The organism is Shimia sp. (assembly GCF_041624275.1).
GTDB lineage: Bacteria > Pseudomonadota > Alphaproteobacteria > Rhodobacterales > Rhodobacteraceae > Shimia.
On sequence record NZ_JBFJVE010000025.1, the window covers coordinates 1 to 20584 of the forward strand.

Here is a 20584-nt window from a genome sequence, read left to right on the forward strand (position 1 = left end):
CCGCCCGTGCCCTGCACCGTCGGCTCGAGGATCAGCGCCGCGATCTGCCTGCCCTTGGCTTCAAACAGCGCCGACAGATCGGCCACCCCGTTCTCGGCCGGGTCTTCGGGCCATTCCTGACCCAGCGCGACCGGGGGGCGAGGCAGGAAATGCTGTATCGACAGGGCACCGGCGAACAGGCCGTGCATGCCGGTGACCGGGTCGCAGACGCTCATCGCCTTCCAGGTGTCGCCATGATAGCCGCCGCGGATCGTGGCGAACTGCACCTTGTCCCGGCGGCCCATGGCCATCTGATACTGCACCGCCATCTTCAACGAGACCTCGACCGCCACCGATCCGCTGTCGCAATAGAAGATCCGGTCAAGCCGGTCGGGCAACAGGTCCAGCATCCGCTGCCCGAGGCGGGCGGCGGGTTCGTGGGTCAGCCCGCCGAACATCACATGCGGCATCACTGCCAGCTGAGCCTGCATGGCCGATGTGATCGCCGGGTGGCGGTGCCCGTGCAGGGCGCACCACCAGGACGACATGGCGTCGATCATCTTGCCGCCGTCTTCGCGCGTGAGCCAGACGCCCTCGGCCTCGGTGATGACATGCATCGGGCCGGGGGCGGCGACGTTTGTATAGGGGTGCCACAGATGTTTGGCGTCGAACTCTTTCGGGGTCATAGCGCGCGTCGGATCCTTTCCAGATCGATGGCCTGCATTGCCCGGCACAGGCTTTCCCGCGAGAGGCTGCCCAGCCTTTCCAGACGACCCAGATGCGGGGTGCGGTTCATTTCGGCTATGGTGGCCTCGACATCGGGCTCTGCCGCGCCGCTGAAGACCACGCCGACCACGTCGCAGCCGGACTGCTTCAGGGCCCTGAGCGACAGCGAGCTGTGGTTGATCGTTCCCAGCTGGGTTCCGGCAACCAGAACCACGGGGCATTTCCAGCCCGCGATCACCTCCAGAAAGAAGGTTTCGCGGGTCAGGGGAACCATCACCCCCCCTGCCCCTTCGACCACCAACGGGCCCTGAACCTCCGGCAGGGCCAGACGCCGGGGGTCGATCTCGACCCCCATCTCTTCGGCCGAAAGATGCGGCGATGCGGGTTTCTCGAGGCGATAGGCCTCGGGCAGCACCGGCGCGCCGGACAGCGCGGCGACGATCTGGCTGTCGGTCAACGCGTCGAGACCGGACTGCACCGGCTTCCAATAGGACGCGCCCAGTGCCGCCGTCAGCCCGGCCGAAAACACGGTTTTGCCAATGCCGGTGTCGGTGCCGGTTACAACAATCGGTTTCATGTGACCTCGGCCAATGACCGGGCAAGCCGGGTGATGTCGGTGCAGGTCACGTTCCCGGTGATCGAGATCCGCAGCCGGGACGTGCCGCGCGGCACGGTCGGCGGACGGATTCCGCGCACGTCGAAGCCGGCATCTTGCAGGGCAGCGGCCGCCTTCATGGTGGCGGCATCTTCATGCAGAACCACCGGGATGATCTGGCTGTTCAGCGCCGTCTCGGGCAGGCCGATGGACCGCAGCCGGTCATGGGCGTGGCGCATCCGGGCCCGCGCGGCGGCAACGCGGCCGCCGCCGTCCTCAAGGAGTTTCAGAGAGGCGCGCACCAGCGCCGCGCTGAAGGGCGCCGGAGCGGTGGCAAAGATGAAGGGGCGCGCGCGGTTGATCAAAGTGTCGATGAACACTTTCGCACCGCAGACCAGACCGCCCGCGACCCCCAGCGCCTTGCCGCAGGTATGCAGGGTCAGGGTCTCGGCCTCGAGCCCGTGGGCCATGCCCCGCCCATCCGGGCCGAAGACGCCCGTTGCATGGGCTTCGTCGACCACCAGAATGGCACCGAATTCGACCGCAAGCCGGGACAGCTCTTGCAGCGGCGCCGCATCGCCTTCCATGGAATAGATGCTTTCCACGGCGATCCAGATCTGCCCCCCGGGGGTGTGCCTGCGCCAATCCGCAAGCAGGCGGCGGGCGTCGGCGACATCGTTATGCGCAAAGGACCGGGTCGCGGCGCGCCCGATCCGCAGCCCCTCATGCGCGCTGGCATGGACAAGCGCGTCATGCAAAACAAGGTCATCGGCGGCGGGAAGGCTCGCGAAAATCGCCTGATTGGCCTGAAAACCACCCCCCATGTAAAGCGCGGCTTCACACTGGAAAAAAGCCGCCGCCTCGGCCTCCAGCGCCTCGTGTTCGCAATGGTTGCCGCGCAGCAGGCGCGACCCGCCAGCGCCAAGCGGCACACCGCGGTCCAGAGCCTGACGGGCCGCCAGTTCCATTTCCGGCGCAGCGGTCAGCCCCAGGTAGTCGTTGGAGGCGAAATCCAATCCCCGGCGGGGGGCAAGAAACCGGCGGCGGTGCCGCGCGTCAAGAACGTCCAGCATGGAGGTCAAACGCTCTGATGCCGTCATTCACCTGCATCCTGACAGCCATGCTCGCTGGCCGTTTCGGCCGAAAGCCCCAGTTTCGCGAAAAGCACGGCATCGCGGTCTTCCTCGGGGTTCTCGGCCGTCAAAAGCGTCTCTCCGACAAAGATCGAATTCGCCCCGGCAAGGAAACACAGGGCCTGCGTCTCGTCGCTCATCTCGCCGCGCCCTGCGGACAGCCGCACATAGGATGTGGGCATCATGATGCGGGCGGTCGCGATCACCCGCACGAAGGCGATCGGATCGATCGGCCGGGCCTTTGCCAGAGGGGTGCCCTCCTGCGGCATCAGCATGTTGATCGGAACACTGTCGGGTGCCGGGTCCAGATTGGCCAGCGAGACCAGCATGTCGATCCGGTCCTGGTCTTCCTCGCCCATCCCCAGGATACCGCCCGAGCAGACCTTGATCCCGGCCTCTTTCACGCGGCTGAGCGTGTCGATCCGGTCGGCAAAGCTGCGCGTGGTGATGACCTCGGGGTAATAGCGCTCGGAGGTGTCGATATTGTGGTTGTAATAGTCCAGCCCCGCATCGCGCAGGCGAAAGATCTGGTTGTCGTCCAGCATGCCCAGCGTCATGCAGGATTCCATGCCCATTTCCCGGACACCCTCGACCATCGCGATCAGTGCCGGCATGTCCCGTTCCTTGGGCTCGCGCCAGGCAGCCCCCATGCAGAAGCGGGTGGCGCCCCCATCGCGGGCCTTGCGCGCCTCGGTCAGCACACGCTCGACCTCGATCAGTTTCGAGGCAGTCAGTTTCGAACCGTTTCGGGCCGATTGCGAACAATAGGCACAGTCTTCGGCGCAGCCGCCGGTCTTGATCGACAAGAGTTTGGAGGTCTGGATCCTGTTCGGATCGAAGTGCTGTCGGTGCACTGTCTGGGCCTTGAACAACAGGTCCATCAGGGGCAGCTCATGCACCCCCATAGCAGTGCTTCGGGTCCATCGAGGTGTTTGATCTTGCATTTTATCGATAGTTTCACATTTGTTTTTAAGTGAGGCGTATTTCTATCGATTTTTTTTGAAACCGCAACCGGAAACCACCCCGCGCCAGCAGTCCGGGCCGTGCGGGCACACGGCCCGTCGGCAGCGGGCAGGCTTTTCAACCGGAAATCCGGCCCCATTTCAGAAAACGACAGACAGAACCCGCGCTGGCCCGGCGAAAGCCGCGCACGCCGCGCGCCCCGGCGCTAGCGGAAATCCTCGGCCTTCAGCCCGTGCTTGGCCAGCTTGTCATAGAAGGTCTTGCGCGGCAGCTTCAGCGCCTCGGCGGCGGCCGTGGCCCGCCCCCCGGCGCGGCGCAGCGCCTCTTGCAGGAGCGAGCGTTCGACCTGCGCCATCTGCTCGACCAGCCCCAGACCGCCCGAGATCATCTCGTCCTCGTCGTGCAGCCCCAGTGCAAAGCGCATCGCGACACTCATCAGCGCCCGGGCGTTTCCCGGCCAGTCGCGGGCCATCAGGTCGGCAACCATTTCCGAGGTCACCTCGGGCGGGGTCAGCCCGGCCTGCTCGGCGGCCTGCGCCACATATTGCCGGAACAGCACCGGAATGTCCTCGGGCCGCTCGGCCAGCGAGGGAATGCGCACCTGCATCGCGTCGAGCCGGTAGAACAGGTCGGCATGCAGCCCGCCCTGCTCGATCGCCTTGCCGAGATCGGCGGCGCTGCCGAAGATCAGCCGCGGGTGGTCGCCCTGTTCCATCAGCGTCATCAGCGCGAACTGGGTGTCCATCGGCATCGCCGTGATCTCGTCGAGGAACAGGCTGCCGCCAGCGGCATTGGCCACCGCCTGCTCGAAACGCTCGGGCGTCATCACGGCGGCCGAATACTTGCCGAATGGCCCCTTGGACAGGGGCGAGCACAGATGCACCACCTCGGCGACCTTGGAAATGCCCGCCCCCGGCGCGCCGGTGACCAGCACCTCGGCATTGGTGCGCGCCACGTTGCGCACCCGGGCGCGCAGGTCTTCGGCCATCTGCGAGCTGCCATAGAGCATCCGCGCCGCCGGGTCCCCGGTTTCAAGCTGCGCCTTGAGGCGGCGGTTCTCCAGCACCAGCGCCCGGGTGTTGAGGGCGCGCTCGATCACCGTCACCAGATCTTTCGGCGCGCAGGGTTTCTCGAGGAAGTCGAAGGCCCCCTGCCCCATCGCCGAGACCGCCATCGGAATGTCGCCCTCGCCGGTCAGCAGGATCACCGGCAGCTCGCCATCGACCTCGCGCACATAGTTCAACAGGTGGAACCCGTCGCGCCCCGGCATGCGGATGTCCGAGACGATGACCCCGTCGAAGGCACGGGCGATATGATCCTTGGCCTCGATGAAAGAACCCGCCGTCACCGCCTCGAGATCGGCCAGCTCGAGCGTCTGGCCCAGGGCCTCGCGCACCGCCATGTCGTCATCCACCAGCAGAACCTTGCGTGTCATGCGGCCACTTCCTTGTCGCTCCAGAAATCCAGCACGACGGTGAACTCGGCGCCGCCGGCGGGGGTGTTGACCCCGCGAATCTCGCCGCCGAAGGACTGCACCAAACCGTAGGAAATGGAAAGCCCGAGCCCCATGCCTTCGGCGCTGCCCACCGCCTTGGTGGAAAAGAAGGGATCAAAGATCTTTTCCGGCTCTTCGATGCCGGGGCCGGTATCGGCGACCCTGATCGACACCCGGGCGCCGGTTTCGACGGTGATCCGGATTACCTTGACCGGGGTCTCGGCCATGGCATCGGCGGCATTGCCGATCAGGTTGACCAGCACCTGCGCCAGCCGCACCTCGCCGCCGCGCACCCAGACCGGGCTGCCGGGCGCCTGCCACTCCAGCGCGATGCCGTCGCGGCGCAGCCGCGCCTCGGTCAGCTCCAGCGCCGAGGCCACCACGGCGACGATATCGACCCGCCCCATCGGTTCGCTTTCGTTGCGGGCAAAGGCCCGCAGGTTGCGGATGATCCGCGCCATGCGCCCGGCCAGGGCCGAGATCCGCGACAGGTTCTCGCCGGCAATCTCGGGCCGGCCGCGCTCAAGAAATTCCGCTCCGTTCTCGGCGAACTGCTGGATCGCCATCAGCGGCTGGTTGAGCTCATGACTGATCCCGGCCGACATCTGGCCGAGGGCGCTCAGCTTGCCCGCCTGCACCAGTTCCGCCTGCGCCTTCTTCAGCGCCGCCTCGGCCTCTTGCCGTTCGGCCACTTCGCGGCGCAGCTGGACATTGGTCTCGGACAGAGCGCGGGTGCGTTTCGCGACCCGCCCCTCAAGCGCCACATTGGCCTCGGCCAGCACCAGCCGGCGCTGGATCGCCTGATAGAGGAACACCCCGAAGGCAAAGATCAGCGCCGCCACCACCGCCGCCTGCAACAGCGCGATCCGGGTCGCCGGGCGCAGGTCGAGCACCGCCTCGCCGGTCATCGCGATCACCGGCAGCGGATGCACCAGATGCAATCCGCGCTCGGGCAGATAGGGCCCCCAGTCCAGCCGCCACAGGTCATGCCCGGCGCGGACATAGTCGCGGAACGGCGGCGCCGGCCCCTCGGGCGGCACCAGCCCCCGGTCGCCGGGGCGGCGCTGCCAGAACAGCAGTTCGTCGCGGTTGCTGATAAAGACCAGCCCCGCCGCGTCGATGAAGAACACCGCCGGGCCGTCGCCCTGCCAGTTGGCCTCGACATAATCGATGTCGACACTCACCACCATCACGCCGCTGACCTTGCCAGCGGCGCCGAAACTGGGCGAGGCGAACAGGAAATGGCGCCGACCGGTCTTGGCGTCGCGGTAGTGATATACCCCCAGCGACCCGTTCAGCGCCCGCCGGAAGGCCGGCGTTCCGCCGGAAGGCAGCGACGGGCCGTCGAAGGCCGAGGCCAGCACCTCGCCGCCGGTGGCCAGATAATAGAGGTTCAGGGCCGCGGTCTTGTCGGCCGCATCGAGCAGAAGCGCCCGCGCCGCGCCCGCGTCCCTGCCACCGCCTTCGGCGCCGCGCGACAGCGCGGTCAGCGTCGGGTGGGTGGCCATCAGCACCGCCAGCTCCTGATAGCGTTGCAGCTGGGCGGTCAGCCGGTCCGAGGCCAGCTCGAGGTCGGCCTCGCCGCGCCGCGCCAGTTGATCCAGCGCCTGACCATAGCCAATGCGCCACACGGTTCCCGGCACCACCGTCAGCAGCAGCGCGAAAACCGTCAGAATCGCAATTCTCTGTCGAACCCAGACCTTCATGCCCGCCAGACTAGCAACTGCGGCTTCGGATTGACCAGACGCCTTGCCGCCCCGAGGCGCCCCCAGCGAAACGCCACGCGGGGCTCACTCCTCGATCAGCGGCAGGTCGCTGGTCGACTTGATCTCTTCCATCGACAGAAGCGCGGTGACATTGTGCACCCGCACTTCCGAAATCAGCGCCTGATAGAACTTGTCATAGGCCCGGGCATTGGTGACCCGCACCTTCAGGATATAGTCGATATCGCCCGCCAGCCGGTGCGCCTCCTGCACTTCGGGACGGTCGCGCAGCGCCTTGAGGAACTTGGCCTGCCACTCGGCCTCATGCGCGCTGGTGCGGATCAGGACGAAGAAACAGGCCTCGAACCCCAGCGCCTCGGCATCGAGCAGCACGGTCTGGCGCTTGATGATGCCGGCCTCGCGCAGTTTGCGGATGCGATTCCACACCGGGGTCTTGGAAGAGCCCACTTTCTTGGCAATTTCATCCAGCGACTGGGCCGCATCCCGCTGCAATTCCTCAAGGATTTTCCGGTCCATATTGTCAATTCGCAACGCCATTCCAAATTTCCTTCCATCTTGGAACATTCGGGTGCATTCGAGGCAAAACCAGAACGCACGTTTCTATTTTTCGCCACACCTAGCGCCAATATGGGAAAATTTCCTATATAGCAACCTGAAACACCGAAGAGAGCACATCCTGATGGATCATTTTCCCGTCTTCCTGGCCGTCGCGGGCCGCAAGATCGCCCTGTCGGGCGGTGGCGCCGCCGCGCTGGCCAAGCTGCGGTTGCTGCTCAAGACCACCGCAAGGATCGAGGTCTTCGCCCCCGAGGCCGACGCCGAGATCGTGGCATGGTCCACCGCCGGCCGGCTGACCCTGCGTCGCCGCGCGCTGCGGGGCGATGATCTCGTCGATGCCGTGCTGGTCTATGCCGCCAACGAGGACGCGGTGCAAGACGGCGCAGTGGCGCGCCTGGCCGAGGCCGCGAATGTGCCGGTCAACATCGTCGACGATCTAGCCCAAAGCGCCTTCATCACCCCGGCCATCGTCGACCGCGACCCGGTCACCATCGCCATCGGCACCGAGGGCACCGCCCCGGTGCTGGCCCGTGCCCTGAAACGTGATCTCGAAGAGCGCCTGTCGCCGCGCCTTGGGCTGCTGGCACGTGTCGCGCAACGCTTTCGCGCCGCGGCCGATGCGCTGCCCCTCGGCCGCCGCCGCCGCGACTTCTGGTCCGACTATTTCCTCGGCGCCGGCCCGCTTCTGGCCGAAGAGCGCGACGCCGAACGCGCCCTCGACGATCTGCTGGCACGGCATCTGAAGGCCGAGAGCAAGGCCGGCCACGTGGCCTTTGTCGGCGCCGGCCCCGGCGATCCGGAGCTGCTGACGCTGAAGGCGCGCAAGGCGCTCGACACCGCCGACGTGGTCATTCACGACGGGCTGGTGACGCCCGAGATTCTGGAACTGGCGCGCCGCGAAGCGACGCTGATCAATGTCGGCAAGCAGGGGTTCGGCCCCTCGACCCCGCAGGACGACATCAACCGCCTGATCGTGCAGCACGCCCGCAAGGGCGCGCAGATCGTGCGCCTCAAGGGCGGCGACGCCACCGTCTTCGGCCGTCTCGACGAAGAGATCGAAACCCTCCAAGCAGCGGGCATCTCGTGGCATGTGGTGCCCGGCATCACCGCCGCCTCGGCCTCGGTCGCCGCCATCGGCCAGAGCCTGACCCGCCGTGGCCGCAATGCCTCGGTGCGCTTCCTGACCGGACATGACATGAAGGGCTTTGCCGATCATGACTGGCAGGCGCTGGCGCGCCGCGACCAGGTGGCCGCCATCTACATGGGCAAGAAGGCCGCGCGTTTCATCCAGGGCCGCCTGCTGATGCATGGCGCCAGCCCCGACACGCCTGTCACCTTCATCGAAAACGCCTCGCGTTCCGATCAGCGGGTGGTTGCCACCACATTGCAGAACCTGCCCGCCGATCTGGCGGATGCGGCGCTCAAAGGCCCGGCGCTCGCGCTGCTCGGCCTTGCCCCCCGCGCCGCATCCGCCACCCTTGACACCCACCCCGAACAGGAGACCGCCTGATGGCCCGCGCCTTCACCCCCAAAGTCGTCACCGCAAATGCCCTCCTTGAGGGCGACGTGATCTATCTGACCGACGCCGGAACCTGGACCCGAGAGCTGTCCGAGGCCGCCCTGCTGACCGACGAGGCCGACGCCCAGCTGCGGCTTCTCGAGGCCGAGCAGCGCGCCGGCGACTCGGTCGGCGCCTATCTGGCCGATGTCACCCCCGGCCCGACCGGCCCGCAGCCGACGCATTTCCGCGAGGAATTCCGCCGCACCGGCCCGTCGAATTATTTCCACGGCAAGCAAGCCGACGACGCAGCCAGCAAGGCTCCCTGAAGGAATTCTGACCGTTTTCCGCGAAGAGAACGGCCAACAAGACAGAGGTTTCGCCATGTACGCCTATAACGACTTTGACACAGCCTTCCTGGCCGAACGCAACCGCCAGTTCCGCGCCCAGGTCGAACGCCGCATCTCGGGCGCCCTGACCGAAGACGAGTTCCGCCCGCTGCGGCTGATGAACGGCGTCTACCTGCAGTTGCATGCCTATATGCTGCGGGTGGCGATCCCCTATGGCACGCTGAACAGCGCCAAGATGAACCAGCTCGCCTATCTGGCCGAGAAGTGGGACAAGGGCTACGGCCATTTCACCACCCGCCAGAACATCCAGTACAACTGGCCCAAACTGTCGGATATTCCGGATATGCTGGATGCCCTGGGCGAGGTCGAGATGCATGCCACCCAGACCAGCGGCAACACCATCCGCAACGTCACCGCCGATCATTTCGCCGGTGCCGCCGCCGATGAGATCGAGGATCCGCGCCCGCTGGCCGAGCTGATCCGCCAATGGTCGACCGATCACCCGGAATTCCAGTTCCTGGGCCGCAAGTTCAAGATCGCGGTCAGCGCCGGCGCAAAGGACCGCGCGGTGCTGAAGGTGCATGATCTGGCGGTGCGCATCGTGCAGAATGACGCCGGCGAAGTCGGCTATCAGATCGTCGTTGGCGGCGGCCTTGGCCGCACCCCGATGATCGGCAAGATCCTGCATGACTTCCTGCCGCGCGAGGACATCCTGCCCTATATCGAGGCCGTGGTCTCGGTCTGGAACCAGATCGGACGCCGCGACAACAAGTTCAAGGCGCGGATCAAGATCACCGTGCACGAACACGGGCTGGACGACATCCGCGCCCGCGTCAATGAGCGCTACGCCAGCATCCGCCCCGGCTATACCGGCGCCGATCAGGCGCTTCTGGCCGAGATCCGCGCGCAGTTCGCGGCGCCGCAGTTCCGCGAGGCCCCGACGGCGGCCTTCGATCTGGCCTATGATGCCGACCCGCTGTTCCGCGCTTGGGCCGACAGCAACCTCAGCGAGCACCGCGCCCCGGGCTATGCCATCGTCACCGTGTCGCTGAAGAAACACGGCGCCACGCCGGGAGATGCCTCGGCAGAGCAGATGCGCACCCTCGCCGCGCTGGCCAAGCAATATGGCCATGACGAGCTGCGCATCAGCCACGAGCAGAACGTGATCCTGCCGCATGTGCACAAGTCCGACCTGCCCGCGATCTATGCCGCGCTGCGCGAAGTCGAGCTGCACACCGCCAATATCGGCATGATCTCGGATATCATCGCCTGCCCCGGCATGGACTACTGCGCCCTGGCCACCGCCCGCTCGATTCCGGTTGCGCAACAGATCGCGACCCGCTTCGACGAGTTGAAGCTCGAGCATGATATCGGCCACCTGCAGATCAAGATCTCGGGCTGCATCAACGCCTGCGGTCACCACCATGTCGGTCATATCGGCATTCTCGGGCTCGACCGCGCCGGGGTCGAAAACTACCAGATCACGCTGGGCGGCGATGCCACCTGGGACGCGGCGCTTGGCGAACGCGCCGGGCCGGGCTTTGCCTATGACGAGATCGTGCCCGCCATAGAACGACTGGTGCAGGGCTATCTTGAGCTGCGCCTCAACGAAGACGAGACCTTCATCGAGGCCTATCGCCGTCTTGGCCTGGCCCCGTTCAAGGCCCATCTCTACCCCGAGGCGCGTGCCCATGCCGCTTGATGAAATCCAGACCGAGCTGGGGAGCGACCGCCGCGTCCTCAGCGAACTGGTCTCGGAGCTGAATGATCGCTATCGCCATCACAGCGCCACGGACGTTTTCCGCGGCGCGCTGAAGGATGGCGGCGAGATCGCCCTGGTCTCGAGCTTCGGCGCCGAATCGATCGTGCTGCTGCACATGGCCGCGGTGGCCGACAAGCACACCCCGGTGCTCTTCGTCGACACCCAGCTGCTGTTCCCCGAGACCCTGGCCTATCAGGCCGAGGTCGCCGAGCGGCTGGGCCTGACCAATCTGCGCGTGATCCGCGCCGACCAGGAAGAGATCGACCGTCAGGATCCCTATGGCGCCCTGCGCCTCGGCGACACCGATGCCTGCTGCACCCTGCGCAAGACCATCCCGCTGCAACGGGCCCTGCGCGGCTATGACGGCTGGATCACCGGGCGCAAGCGCTTTCAGGCCGGCACCCGCGCGACCATGGAGTTCTTCGAGGTCGAGGACGGCACCGGCCGCATCAAGGTCAACCCGCTGGCCCATTGGGCGCCCGAAGATGTGCGCGCCTATATGGAAGAGAACCGCCTGCCGCGCCACCCGCTGGTGGCCAAGGGCTACCCGTCGATCGGCTGCGCCCCCTGCACCAGCCCGGTCAAGGAAGGCGAAGACCCGCGTTCGGGGCGCTGGCGCGGGCAGGACAAAAGCGAATGTGGCATCCATTTTGTCGATGGCAAAATGGTGCGGATAGGAGAAAAAGCATGACTGTGATCGTCACCGACAGCGGCTTTGCCGCAGATGACTGGACCCAGGGGTTCGTGCCCGCCGCAGAGAACACCGGCAGCGCGGCGGCACTTGACGTCGCCTCGGACATGGACCCGGCCGAGCTGATCCGCCAGCTGGCAGGCGTCGAGATGATCCGCATCGACTTCCCGTCCTTTGCCAATGGCCGCGGCTTCACCATCGCCCGCCAGCTGCGCCTCGCGGGCTATGCGGGCCGTCTGCGCGCCCGCGGCCATGTGATCTCGGACCAATATGCCATGGCCCGCCGCTGCGGCTTCGACGAGGTCGAGATCAGCGACGAGCTGGCCGCGCGCCAGCCCGAAGCCGAATGGCAGTTCCGCAGCGACTGGCAGGCCCATGACTACCAAAGCCGCATGCGCGGCCAAAATAGCCACTGAAGAGGTGCCGATTTGCGTCAGATCAATGTCGCAGCGCAAATACATCTTCAAAACCCGATCTGAACTGCTAGTGAGGGGCGCAACAGCCGCCCGATAAATTATGACAGAGCAAAAACCCGTGACCGAAGCCCAAGCCACCGCCGTTCCCAAGACCCCCGCCCTGCCCGACGCGCAGACCGTCACCGAGGTTCAGCACTATACCGACCGCCTGTTCCGCTTCCGCTGCACGCGGCCGGCCAGCCTCAGGTTCCGCTCGGGCGAGTTCGTGATGATCGGCCTGATGGGCGACCCCGACCCCAAGACCGGCAAGCAAAAGCCGCTGCTGCGCGCCTATTCCATCGCCTCGCCGTCATGGGACGAGGAAATGGAGTTCTACTCGATCAAGGTCGAAGACGGGCCGCTGACCTCGAAGCTGCAACACATCAAGCCCGGCGACGAGATCATCCTGCGTCCCAAGCCGGTCGGCACGCTGGTGCATGACGCGCTGATTCCGGGCAAGCGGATCTGGTTCTTTGCCACCGGCACCGGTTTCGCGCCCTTCGCCTCGCTGCTGCGCGAGCCGCAGACCTACGAGGATTACGACGAGGTCATCATCACCCACACCTGCCGCACCGTCGGTGAGCTGACCTATGGCCGCGAGTTGATCGAAGCCCTGAAGGAAGACGAGCTGCTGAACGAGCTGATCGGCGAAGGCTTCTGGAAAAAGATCAAATACTACCCGACCACCACCCGCGAAGACAGCCCCAAGATGGGCCGTATCACCGACCTCATCAACTCGGGCGAAGCCTACAAGGATCTCGGCGTCGAGCCGCTGAACCCCGAGTTCGACCGCGCCATGATCTGCGGCAACCTGGCCTTCAACCTCGAACTGAAGGACATGCTGGAAGCGGCCGGTCTCGAAGAGGGCGCCAATTCCAAGCCCGCGCAATACGTGGTGGAAAAAGCGTTCCTCGACTGAGGCTTAGCGCGCGATCCTAAAGAACGCCCGGCATACGAACCGGGCGTTTTTTCGTTTCAGGCCAGATCCCAGCCCATGTTTTCGGCCCCGACAAACCGCGCCATGCGGGCGATCTCGGCTTCGAAACGGGCCTGCCGCGCACCCGACCATCTGACCCCCGGCTCGGGCCAAAGCGCCTTGACCGACAGCCGCGATCTGGCCCGATCCGCCCTGACCTCGCAGCGCCCCACCATGCGGTCGCCCTCGAGGATCGGATAGACGTAATAGCCCCATTTTCGTTTCGCGGCGGGCACGAAGATTTCCAGCCGATAGTCGAAATCGAACAGGAACTTCAGCCTGTCGCGATCCCGGATCACCGGATCGAACGGGCTGAGGATGCGCAGTCGCGAGGTCGGCGGCCGCAACGCCTGCAACCGTGCCTCGATGTCCGGCAGCGCCCAGCCGGCCTTCCACGCTCCGGCGGCACCCTGCACCGCGACCGGCACCAGATCGCTGGTCTCGATCCAGCTCTGCACCTCTGCCGAGCCGACCGCGTCCCAGAACCGCTGGATATCGCCCCGGGTGCCGAACCCAAGCCGCGACAAGGCCGCCGCGTTCAGCCAGGCGACCTGATCCGCATCGGCCACCTTTTGGTCACGGAGCTCGGCCGGAAATACCCTCTCGGCCAGATCGTAATATTTGGTGAAATTGACCCGGTGGCAGGTCGCCAGTTCGCCGGAATACCACATGAAGTCCAGCGCCAGCTTGTGCGGCGGGCGCCCCCACATCCTGCGCGCGCCTTCGATCCTGCTGTCGAAGGCATGGGTCGACAAGGGCCCCTCCCGGGCGATCCGCGCCCGGATCTCTGCCCGTTCCGCCGCCTCGGGCAGCCCCTTGAACCAGCCGGCGCGGCCCATCTGTTCCCTCTTGCGCCGGAACTGGCGCCGCCAATAGGGCAGGAACCGCATCGGCAACACGCTGGCATCATGGGTGAAATGCTCGAACACCCGGCGCTGGCGCAGCAGCCGGCCCAGCATCGGCTCGCGGTAGTTCTGATTGCGGCTCCACAGGATGTGGTGATGCGCCCGCGCCACCACCCGGATGGTATCCAGCTGCACGAAGCCCAGGGCCTCGATCATCGCCGCCAGATCCAGCGGCCCGACCGGCGTCGCCGCCAGCCCCTGCGCCGCCAGCCAAAGCGCCCGCGCCTGCCGGTTGGCAATGCGCAGGACGGCCCCGTCACCGCCGCGCCGCGCCCGAGTCCCGCCCCGTTCCATCCGCCCTGACACCCCTTTTTTCCTGCGGCCATCCTTGCTGCATGGCAAAGCCGGCGCAACCCTGTTCGGACCCGGCCACTTTCGCGCAACAGCGGCGATTAACCGCTTGTATCGCTCTGGGTGCGGACCTAAATTAGCGCGCAGTCAGAATTCACCATCGAAGGATCGAAACCATAGCCCGCAGACCTCACAACGCGCCCCCGCAGCGCGACACCGGCCCCCGCGTCAACGAGCGTATCCGCGCACCGGAAATCCGCCTGATCGGCGCCGACGGCGAAAACATCGGCGTGGTGCACCCGGCCCGCGCCATGGATCTGGCCGCCGAAGCGGGGCTGGACCTGGTCGAGATCTCGCCCAATGCGACCCCGCCGGTCTGCAAGATCATGGACTTCGGCAAGTTCAAATACGAACAGCAGAAGCGCGAATCCGAGGCCCGCAAGAAACAGAAGACCATCGAGGTCAAAGAGGTCAAGTTCCGCCCCAACACCGACACGCACGATTATGACGTCAAGATGCGCAACGTGGTGAAGTTCCTCGAGAACGACGACAAGGTCAAGGTAACCCTGCGCTTCCGCGGCCGCGAGATGGCCCACCAGAACCTCGGCCGCGAGCTTCTGGAACGCGTCGCCGAGGACATCAAGGAGATCGGCAAGGTCGAGAACATGCCGAAGATGGAAGGCCGCCAGATGATCATGATGATCGGCCCGCTGTCGAAATAAGCCGGCGCCGGCCCCGCCCCTGACATGCGCCGCGTCCGCTTGCCGGGCGCGGTTTTTTCTTGCCGGCACATGACAGCCGCGCGCGCAGCCCTTGGGCCCCGCCCCCCGCGCCTCCAACGCCGGGGCCTTCATCTCTTCGAAAATACTCGCGCCGCAGGCTGCGCCCCCGGGCTCCGGGGGCGCAACGCCGCCCTATCCGCAGGCCGCCACCGCGCGCCGCGTCAGCACCGCCACCAGATGCGCCCGGTATTCGGCCGATCCGTGCAGATCCGACAGCAGCCCCTCGGAGGCCGGCGCCGGCGGCACCGCACCGGGCGAGAATTCGGCCGAAAGCGCCGCCTCGGCGGCACCCCAGCGATGCGCCCCTTCCTGCGCGGCGCCGGTCACCCCGACCCGCACCCCGTCGGCATATTTCGCCACGAAGACCCCGACCAGCGCAAAGCGCGAGGCCGGCTGTTCGAATTTCTGGTAGTTCGCCGCCTGCGGCACCTCGCAGCGCACCGCAGTGATGATCTCCCTCTCTTCCAATGCGGTCTCGAACATCCCCCGGAAGAAATCATCTCCCGAGATCTCGCGGGCATTGGTGACGATGGTCGATTTCAGCGCCAGCATCGCCGCCGGGTAATCCGCCGCCGGGTCGTTGTTGGCCAGGCTGCCGCCGATGGTGCCGCGATTGCGCACCGCCGGATCGCCGATATTGCCGGCCAGCGCCGCCAGCGGCGGGCAGGCCTCGGCCGCCACCTCGGCATGGGTGGCGCCGCCGCCCATGGTCAGCACGCCATCGGCAATCGTGACCCCCTTCATCTCGGCGATCCCGGCCAGGCTGACCAGCTTCGAGGGCGCCGCCAGCCGCTGTTTCAGCGTCGGGATCAGCGTCTGCCCGCCGCCCAGCGCCTGCGCGTCTTCGCCGGCCAATGCGGCGACCGCCTCGGCAATGGTGGAGGGCCGTTCAAAATCAAAGTTGTACATCTCCAGACCTCCTTACGGGTTCATCGCCGCCCAGACGCGCGCCGGCGACATGGGCATATCGATATGGGTGACGTCATGGCCGGCCGACCGCAGCGCGTCGATCACGGCATTGACCACCGCCGGTGGAGAGCCGATGGCCCCGGCCTCGCCGCAGCCCTTCACGCCCAGCGGATTGTGGGTGCAGGGCGTCTGGCTCGAGTGATCCACCGCATAGAAGGGCACATCGTCGGCGCGCGGCATGGCGTAATCCATGTAGGAGGCGCTCAGCAGCTGGCCATCGCCGTCATAGACGCAGTTCTCCAGCAGCGCCTGGCCGATGCCCTGACCGATGCCGCCATGCACCTGACCATCGACGATCATCGGGTTGATGATATTGCCGAAATCATCGGCCGCCGAGAAGCGTTCGATGCTGACCTTGCCGGTCTCGGGGTCCACTTCCACCTCGCAGGCATAGGCCCCTGCCGGATAGGTGAAATTGGCCGGATCGTAAAAGGCGGTCTCTTCAAGCCCCGGCTCGATGTCTTCCAAAGGGTAGTTGTGCGGCACATAGGCCGTGAGGGTGACATCGCCCCAGGCCACCGACTTGTCGGTGCCCGCGACGGTGAACTGGCCGTCCTTCAGCTCGATGTCGGCGTCCGAGGCTTCCATCAGATGGGCGGCGATCTTCTTGGCCTTGGCGATCACCTTCTCGGTGGCCCGCACCATGGCCGAGCCGCAGACCGCGATCGAGCGCGAGCCATAGGTGCCCATGCCGAAGGGGATGCGCCCGGTGTCGCCATGGACGATATCGACCATGCTTTCGTCGATGCCGATCATCTCGGCCACCACCTGAGGGAAGGTGGTCTCATGCCCCTGCCCGTGGCTGTGGGCGCCGACCATGACCGAGATCGACCCGGTGGCATTCACCCGCACCGTGGCGGCATCGTAAAGACCGGCGCGGGCGCCAAGCTGCCCGACCAGAGCCGAGGGCGCGATGCCGCAGGCCTCGATATAGCAGTTCACCCCAAGGCCACGCAGCTTGCCGGCCTTCTCGCTTTCCGCCCGCCGCGCCGCGAAACCGCCGAAATCAGCCAGCGCCTCGAGCTTGTCCATGGTGCCGTGGTAATCGCCGGTGTCATATTCCACCGCCACCGGCGTGGCATAGGGGAACTCGGTGATGAAGTTCTGACGCCTCAGGGCAATCGGGTCGACGCCCAGTTCCCGCGCCGCCTTGTCGATCACCCGCTCCAGCTGAAAGGTCGCCTCGGGGCGGCCGGCGCCGCGATAGGCATCGACCGGCACCGTGTTGGTGAACACCGCCTTGACGTTCACATAGATCAGCGGCGTCTTGTAATTGCCCGCCATCAGCGTGCCATGCAGCCAGGTCGGTACCGAGGAAGCAAAGGTCGAAAGATAGGCCCCCATGTTGGCATGGGTGTCGGTGCGGATGGCGGTGAAATTGTTCTCGGCATCCAGCGCCAGCTCGATCTTGGTCACGTGATCGCGCCCCTGGGCGTCCGACATGAAGGCCTCGGAGCGGGTCGAGGACCATTTCACCGGGCGATTGCAGGCCTTGGCGGCAAAGGTGCAGAAGGCCTCTTCGGCATAGTGGAAGATCTTGGTGCCGAAACCGCCGCCGACGTCCGGCGCCACCACGCGCAGCTTGTGTTCCGGGATGCCAAGCACGAAAGCCCCCATCAGCAGCCGGATCACATGCGGGTTCTGCGAGGTGGTGTGCAGCGTATACTCATCCGATGAGCGGCTGTAATCGCCAATTGCCACCCGCGCCTCCATCGGGTTGGCCACCAGCCTCTGGTTGACCAGCTCCAGCGAGGTCACATGCGCCGCCTCGTCAAAGGCCTTGTTCACCGCCTCCTTGTTCTCTTCGACAAACCCCCAGTCGTAACAGAGGTTCGAGGTCAGCTCGTCATGGATCTTGGTGGCGCCTTCGGCCAAAGCGGCCTTCATGTCGACCACGGCCGGCAGCTCATCCAGATCAAGCTCGATCGCCTCTGCCGCGTCGCGCGCCTGATCGAGACTGTCGGCCACCACGGCGGCGACGATCTCGCCCACATGCTTGATCTTGCCATGGGCGATGACCGGATGGCGCGGCTCCTGCATCGGCTCGCCGAAACGGTCGGTCACCTGCCAGCCGCAGGGCACGCCGCCAACCTCGGCAAAGTCATCCCCGGTAAAGATCTTTACCACGCCGGGCATGGCCTCGGCGGCGCTGGTGTCAATGCGGTTGATCGTGGCATGGGCCACATCCGAGCGCAGGAAATGGACATAGGCCTGTCCGTGAATGTTGATGTCGTCTGTGTAGTTTCCGTTTCCGGTCAGAAACCGGACGTCTTCGCGCCGCTTGGGGCTGGCGCCAATGCCATGATCTTTCGGCATCTCAAATCCTCCCATTTGATCGGTGCGTGACATCACGCACCCTACCGCTGGGGTGCGTGTTCACACGCACCGCGCGCTGTCACTCGGCTGCAATCGCGCTCACGTCCTGTCCCGAGGCGGCCATGATCGCCTTGACGATATTGTGATAGCCGGTGCAGCGGCAGAGATTGCCCGACAGGTAGGCGCGGATCTCGGCCTCGGTCGGTTTGGGGTTATCCTTCAGCAGCGCCGCCGCCGACATCACCATGCCCGGGGTGCAGAAACCGCATTGCAACCCGTGATGATCCTGAAACGCCTGCTGAAGGGTGTTCAAGCTGCCATCCGGCGCCGCCTGCCCCTCGATGGTCTCCACCACGGCGCCCTCGGCCTCGGCGGCCAGCATGTTGCAGGACTTGACCGCCTGCCCGTTGACATGCACCACGCAGGCACCGCACTGGCCGGTGTCGCAGCCGACATGGGTGCCGGTCAGCTTGAGGCTGTCTCTCAAAAATTGGCTAAGCAAGGTGCGTCCTTCAATTGCGCCGGACGCGGTCTTGCCATTCACGGTCATGGTGACCTGTGACATTGGCTCCTCCCAGAGATGATTAACTTTTTTATTATGGGATCGAGTTAAACACGGGTTCCGCAATCTGAGAACCCGTTTTTTTCTGTGCGGTCAAATTGCCGGTGCACGGGCACGGGGGAAGCGTTTCGCGCCCCGCCCTTGCCGGGCCCGATCAGCGGCGGCGTTCGCGCGGCATCGGGCGGGTGGGAATTTCCTTCAGCAGCCCGCCAACCCCCATCGCCGCGATATCGCCCGAAGAGACCGCGAGCCCGCAGGCGACCCGGCTCAGCACCCAGTCGGCACCGTTGAGGGCCGGCGAACGGGCGCAGCCCGGCAGGCCGATCACCGGCCGGCCTCCGAGCGCCCCAAGAAACAGCAGGTTGCCCGGATCCACCGGCATGCCGAAGCGCTCCACTGTGCCGCCCGCCCGGCGCAGGGCGTGGGGGGCGACGTCCTCGGGGTCCGAGGTCGCCGAGCCGGTCAGGATCAGCACCAGATCGCCGCTGGCCGCGCTGATCGCCTCGGCCAGTTCCGCGCTGCGATGCGGCACCAATCGGCAGTCCGTCAGCGCCATGCCGAGCGCCCCGAGCCGGCCCTCGATGGCCTGGCGCCCCTTGTCACCGACCCCTCCGGGGATCTCGGTGACGATCAGCGAGGCGCTCCGCAGCAGCACCGGGCGCAGCCGCAGCGCCGCGCGCGCCACGGCGCAGGCCCGGCGCAGGTCGCTTTCCGGCACGGCGTAGGAGATCACCTTGACCGTGGCGACCATGTTGCCTGCTGCCACCTGCTGCCATGGCGGCACCGTGGCCAGGGTCATCATCGGGTTCACCCTGTTGAGCGCGGTCAGCGCCGCGACGTCCAGTTCGGCAACCCCCGGCCGCGTGGCGGTGATGTTGACCCGCCCGGTGAAGGCGCGCGACAGCGACAGATGGGCAGGGCCCGGATCGGGCACCAGCGCCTCGGCCAGCAGGGCTGCGGCGGCGTCTTCATGCAGGTCTGCGCCCTCGAGCCGCGCCACGACGACCCGGTCGATCCCGGCCTCGTGCAGCGCCTGCACCTGCGCCGCCGTCAGCCGTGCCCCCTTGCGCAACCTCTCACCCCCGGCCATCACCGAATGGGCCAGAATGGCGCCTTCGGCTTGCGAAAGGGGCACGGGGCCGAACTTCACGGCGTCATCCTCAGCACCCGGATCATCTCCGACAGGATCGAAACCGCGATCTCGGCCGGACCGGCGGCGCCGATATCAAGGCCGACGGGGCCGTGGATGCGCCCGATCTCGGCCTCGGAGAAACCGGCGTCGCGCAGCCGCGCCACCCGCCCGGCATGGGTGCGTTTCGAGCCCAGCGCGCCGATATAGAAGACCTCGGAGCGCAGCGCCACATGCAGCGCCGGATCATCCAGCTTGGGGTCGTGGGTCAACAGCACCAGCGCGGTGCGGGCATCGGTGCCGGTCTGCTGCAGCGCCTCGTCGGGCCAGTCGTCGAGAATGACCTCGCCCGGGAAGCGCGCCTGCGAGCCGAAGGCGCTGCGCGGGTCGATAATGACCGGATCGAACCCGGCGATCCGCGCCATCGGCACCAGCGCCTGGGCGATATGCACCGCGCCGACCACCACCACGCGCAGCGGCGGGTTGTGGATGGCAACGAAACGGCCATCCGCTTCAAGCCCCGAGCGATCCATGCGAAAGCGTTCGGAGAACCCCTCGCTGACCAGCCGGCCGCCGCCGGTTTCGGCATTGCACAGATAGGCCACCGGACGGCGCGCCGCCCGCGCCGCCACCAGCTCTTCCAGTACCGCGAGCGGCATCACCGCGCCCACCGGCTCGACCAGCACCCGGATGGTGCCGCCACAGGCGAGGCCGACGGCAAAGGC

Annotated in this window: 20 protein-coding genes; 7 read left to right on the forward strand and 13 right to left on the reverse strand. The window is 66.2% G+C overall.

Annotation, left to right across the window (positions count from 1 at the left end):
* The 7 genes from ABZD10_RS03550 to ABZD10_RS03580 form a co-directional block, all read right to left on the reverse strand.
* Positions 1-665 (reverse strand): aminotransferase class III-fold pyridoxal phosphate-dependent enzyme (locus ABZD10_RS03550; RefSeq protein WP_372884727.1); only part of this gene is annotated, 665 nt, incomplete at its 3' end.
* Entirely contained in the window at positions 662-1282 is a 621-nt protein-coding gene (bioD, locus tag ABZD10_RS03555; protein WP_372884728.1) for a dethiobiotin synthase, read from the reverse strand. The genes ABZD10_RS03550 and bioD, both read right to left, overlap by 4 nt.
* A complete protein-coding gene (locus ABZD10_RS03560) occupies positions 1279-2400 on the reverse strand; it encodes an 8-amino-7-oxononanoate synthase (protein ID WP_372884729.1) in 1122 nt (373 codons plus the stop codon). Before ABZD10_RS03560 ends, bioD begins: the two co-directional genes overlap by 4 nt.
* A complete protein-coding gene (gene bioB, locus ABZD10_RS03565; protein ID WP_372884730.1) occupies positions 2397-3377 on the reverse strand; it encodes a biotin synthase BioB in 981 nt (326 codons plus the stop codon). The genes ABZD10_RS03560 and bioB overlap by 4 nt, the downstream gene beginning before the upstream one ends.
* Positions 3378-3601: 224 nt before the next feature.
* Positions 3602-4831 carry a sigma-54-dependent transcriptional regulator gene (locus tag ABZD10_RS03570; RefSeq protein ID WP_372884731.1) on the reverse strand — a complete coding sequence of 410 codons (1230 nt, stop codon included), beginning with the start codon at positions 4829-4831 and terminating at the stop codon, positions 3602-3604.
* The gene (locus tag ABZD10_RS03575) at positions 4828-6597 is read right to left on the reverse strand and encodes an ATP-binding protein (RefSeq protein ID WP_372884732.1); all 1770 of its coding nucleotides are present in this window, start codon (positions 6595-6597) and stop codon (positions 4828-4830) included. The genes ABZD10_RS03570 and ABZD10_RS03575 overlap by 4 nt, the downstream gene beginning before the upstream one ends.
* 84 nt (positions 6598-6681) lie before the next feature.
* On the reverse strand, positions 6682-7152 hold the full coding sequence (locus ABZD10_RS03580) for an Lrp/AsnC family transcriptional regulator (RefSeq protein ID WP_372884733.1): 471 nt from the start codon (positions 7150-7152) through the stop codon (positions 6682-6684).
* Between the two features lie 142 nt (positions 7153-7294).
* Between ABZD10_RS03580 and cysG the strand changes: the two genes are divergently transcribed.
* The 6 genes from cysG (at position 7295) to ABZD10_RS03610 (ending at position 12848) form a co-directional block, all read left to right on the forward strand.
* A complete protein-coding gene (cysG, locus tag ABZD10_RS03585) occupies positions 7295-8683 on the forward strand; it encodes a siroheme synthase CysG (RefSeq protein ID WP_372884734.1) in 1389 nt (462 codons plus the stop codon).
* Positions 8683-9000, forward strand: a complete 318-nt coding sequence (locus tag ABZD10_RS03590) for a DUF2849 domain-containing protein (RefSeq protein WP_372884735.1) — start codon at positions 8683-8685, stop codon at positions 8998-9000. The genes cysG and ABZD10_RS03590 overlap by 1 nt, the downstream gene beginning before the upstream one ends.
* Before the next feature lie 55 nt (positions 9001-9055).
* Positions 9056-10723 (forward strand): nitrite/sulfite reductase, encoded by a 1668-nt coding sequence (locus tag ABZD10_RS03595; protein WP_372884736.1) that lies wholly within the window; start codon positions 9056-9058, stop codon positions 10721-10723.
* Complete coding sequence (locus tag ABZD10_RS03600; protein WP_372884737.1) at positions 10713-11474, forward strand: phosphoadenylyl-sulfate reductase; 762 nt, start codon at positions 10713-10715, stop codon at positions 11472-11474. Before ABZD10_RS03595 ends, ABZD10_RS03600 begins: the two co-directional genes overlap by 11 nt.
* On the forward strand, positions 11471-11890 hold the full coding sequence (locus ABZD10_RS03605) for a DUF934 domain-containing protein (RefSeq protein WP_372884738.1): 420 nt from the start codon (positions 11471-11473) through the stop codon (positions 11888-11890). The genes ABZD10_RS03600 and ABZD10_RS03605 overlap by 4 nt, the downstream gene beginning before the upstream one ends.
* 100 nt (positions 11891-11990) lie before the next feature.
* Positions 11991-12848 (forward strand): ferredoxin--NADP reductase, encoded by an 858-nt coding sequence (locus ABZD10_RS03610; RefSeq protein WP_372884739.1) that lies wholly within the window; start codon positions 11991-11993, stop codon positions 12846-12848.
* A 56-nt stretch (positions 12849-12904) separates the two neighbouring features.
* Here ABZD10_RS03610 and ABZD10_RS03615 read toward each other — a convergent pair whose 3' ends face one another.
* Positions 12905-14116 carry a winged helix-turn-helix domain-containing protein gene (locus tag ABZD10_RS03615; RefSeq protein ID WP_372884740.1) on the reverse strand — a complete coding sequence of 404 codons (1212 nt, stop codon included), beginning with the start codon at positions 14114-14116 and terminating at the stop codon, positions 12905-12907.
* 161 nt (positions 14117-14277) lie between these two features.
* Between ABZD10_RS03615 and infC the strand changes: the two genes are divergently transcribed.
* Positions 14278-14823, forward strand: coding sequence for a translation initiation factor IF-3 (gene infC, locus ABZD10_RS03620; protein WP_372884746.1), 546 nt, complete (start codon positions 14278-14280; stop codon positions 14821-14823).
* A 192-nt stretch (positions 14824-15015) separates the two neighbouring features.
* Here infC and ABZD10_RS03625 read toward each other — a convergent pair whose 3' ends face one another.
* The 5 genes from ABZD10_RS03625 to ABZD10_RS03645 all read right to left on the reverse strand — a co-directional run.
* On the reverse strand, positions 15016-15792 hold the full coding sequence (locus ABZD10_RS03625) for a xanthine dehydrogenase family protein subunit M (protein WP_372884741.1): 777 nt from the start codon (positions 15790-15792) through the stop codon (positions 15016-15018).
* Positions 15793-15804: 12 nt separating this feature from the next.
* The gene (locus ABZD10_RS03630) at positions 15805-18168 is read right to left on the reverse strand and encodes a xanthine dehydrogenase family protein molybdopterin-binding subunit (protein WP_372884742.1); all 2364 of its coding nucleotides are present in this window, start codon (positions 18166-18168) and stop codon (positions 15805-15807) included.
* Positions 18169-18247: 79 nt separating this feature from the next.
* On the reverse strand, positions 18248-18733 hold the full coding sequence (locus ABZD10_RS03635; RefSeq protein ID WP_372884743.1) for a (2Fe-2S)-binding protein: 486 nt from the start codon (positions 18731-18733) through the stop codon (positions 18248-18250).
* A gap of 151 nt (positions 18734-18884) precedes the next feature.
* A complete protein-coding gene (locus ABZD10_RS03640; RefSeq protein WP_372884744.1) occupies positions 18885-19880 on the reverse strand; it encodes a molybdopterin-binding protein in 996 nt (331 codons plus the stop codon).
* The coding region (locus ABZD10_RS03645; RefSeq protein ID WP_372884745.1) for an XdhC family protein at positions 19877-20584 on the reverse strand (708 nt) is incomplete at its 5' end. The genes ABZD10_RS03645 and ABZD10_RS03640, both read right to left, overlap by 4 nt.

What these genes read in the sequence shown, in the direction of transcription:
- bioD (WP_372884728.1), bottom strand. Translation starts at nt 1,282, where the DNA reads ATGAAACCGATTGTTGTAACCGGCACCGACACCGGCATTGGCAAAACC.
- ABZD10_RS03560 (WP_372884729.1), bottom strand. Translation starts at nt 2,400, where the DNA reads ATGACGGCATCAGAGCGTTTGACCTCCATGCTGGACGTTCTTGACGCG.
- bioB (WP_372884730.1), bottom strand. Translation starts at nt 3,377, where the DNA reads ATGCAAGATCAAACACCTCGATGGACCCGAAGCACTGCTATGGGGGTG.
- ABZD10_RS03570 (WP_372884731.1), bottom strand. Translation starts at nt 4,831, where the DNA reads ATGACACGCAAGGTTCTGCTGGTGGATGACGACATGGCGGTGCGCGAG.
- ABZD10_RS03575 (WP_372884732.1), bottom strand. Translation starts at nt 6,597, where the DNA reads ATGAAGGTCTGGGTTCGACAGAGAATTGCGATTCTGACGGTTTTCGCG.
- ABZD10_RS03580 (WP_372884733.1), bottom strand. Translation starts at nt 7,152, where the DNA reads ATGGCGTTGCGAATTGACAATATGGACCGGAAAATCCTTGAGGAATTG.
- cysG (WP_372884734.1), top strand. Translation starts at nt 7,295, where the DNA reads ATGGATCATTTTCCCGTCTTCCTGGCCGTCGCGGGCCGCAAGATCGCC.
- ABZD10_RS03590 (WP_372884735.1), top strand. Translation starts at nt 8,683, where the DNA reads ATGGCCCGCGCCTTCACCCCCAAAGTCGTCACCGCAAATGCCCTCCTT.
- ABZD10_RS03595 (WP_372884736.1), top strand. Translation starts at nt 9,056, where the DNA reads ATGTACGCCTATAACGACTTTGACACAGCCTTCCTGGCCGAACGCAAC.
- ABZD10_RS03600 (WP_372884737.1), top strand. Translation starts at nt 10,713, where the DNA reads ATGCCGCTTGATGAAATCCAGACCGAGCTGGGGAGCGACCGCCGCGTC.
- ABZD10_RS03605 (WP_372884738.1), top strand. Translation starts at nt 11,471, where the DNA reads ATGACTGTGATCGTCACCGACAGCGGCTTTGCCGCAGATGACTGGACC.
- ABZD10_RS03610 (WP_372884739.1), top strand. Translation starts at nt 11,991, where the DNA reads ATGACAGAGCAAAAACCCGTGACCGAAGCCCAAGCCACCGCCGTTCCC.
- ABZD10_RS03625 (WP_372884741.1), bottom strand. Translation starts at nt 15,792, where the DNA reads ATGTACAACTTTGATTTTGAACGGCCCTCCACCATTGCCGAGGCGGTC.
- ABZD10_RS03630 (WP_372884742.1), bottom strand. Translation starts at nt 18,168, where the DNA reads ATGCCGAAAGATCATGGCATTGGCGCCAGCCCCAAGCGGCGCGAAGAC.
- ABZD10_RS03635 (WP_372884743.1), bottom strand. Translation starts at nt 18,733, where the DNA reads ATGTCACAGGTCACCATGACCGTGAATGGCAAGACCGCGTCCGGCGCA.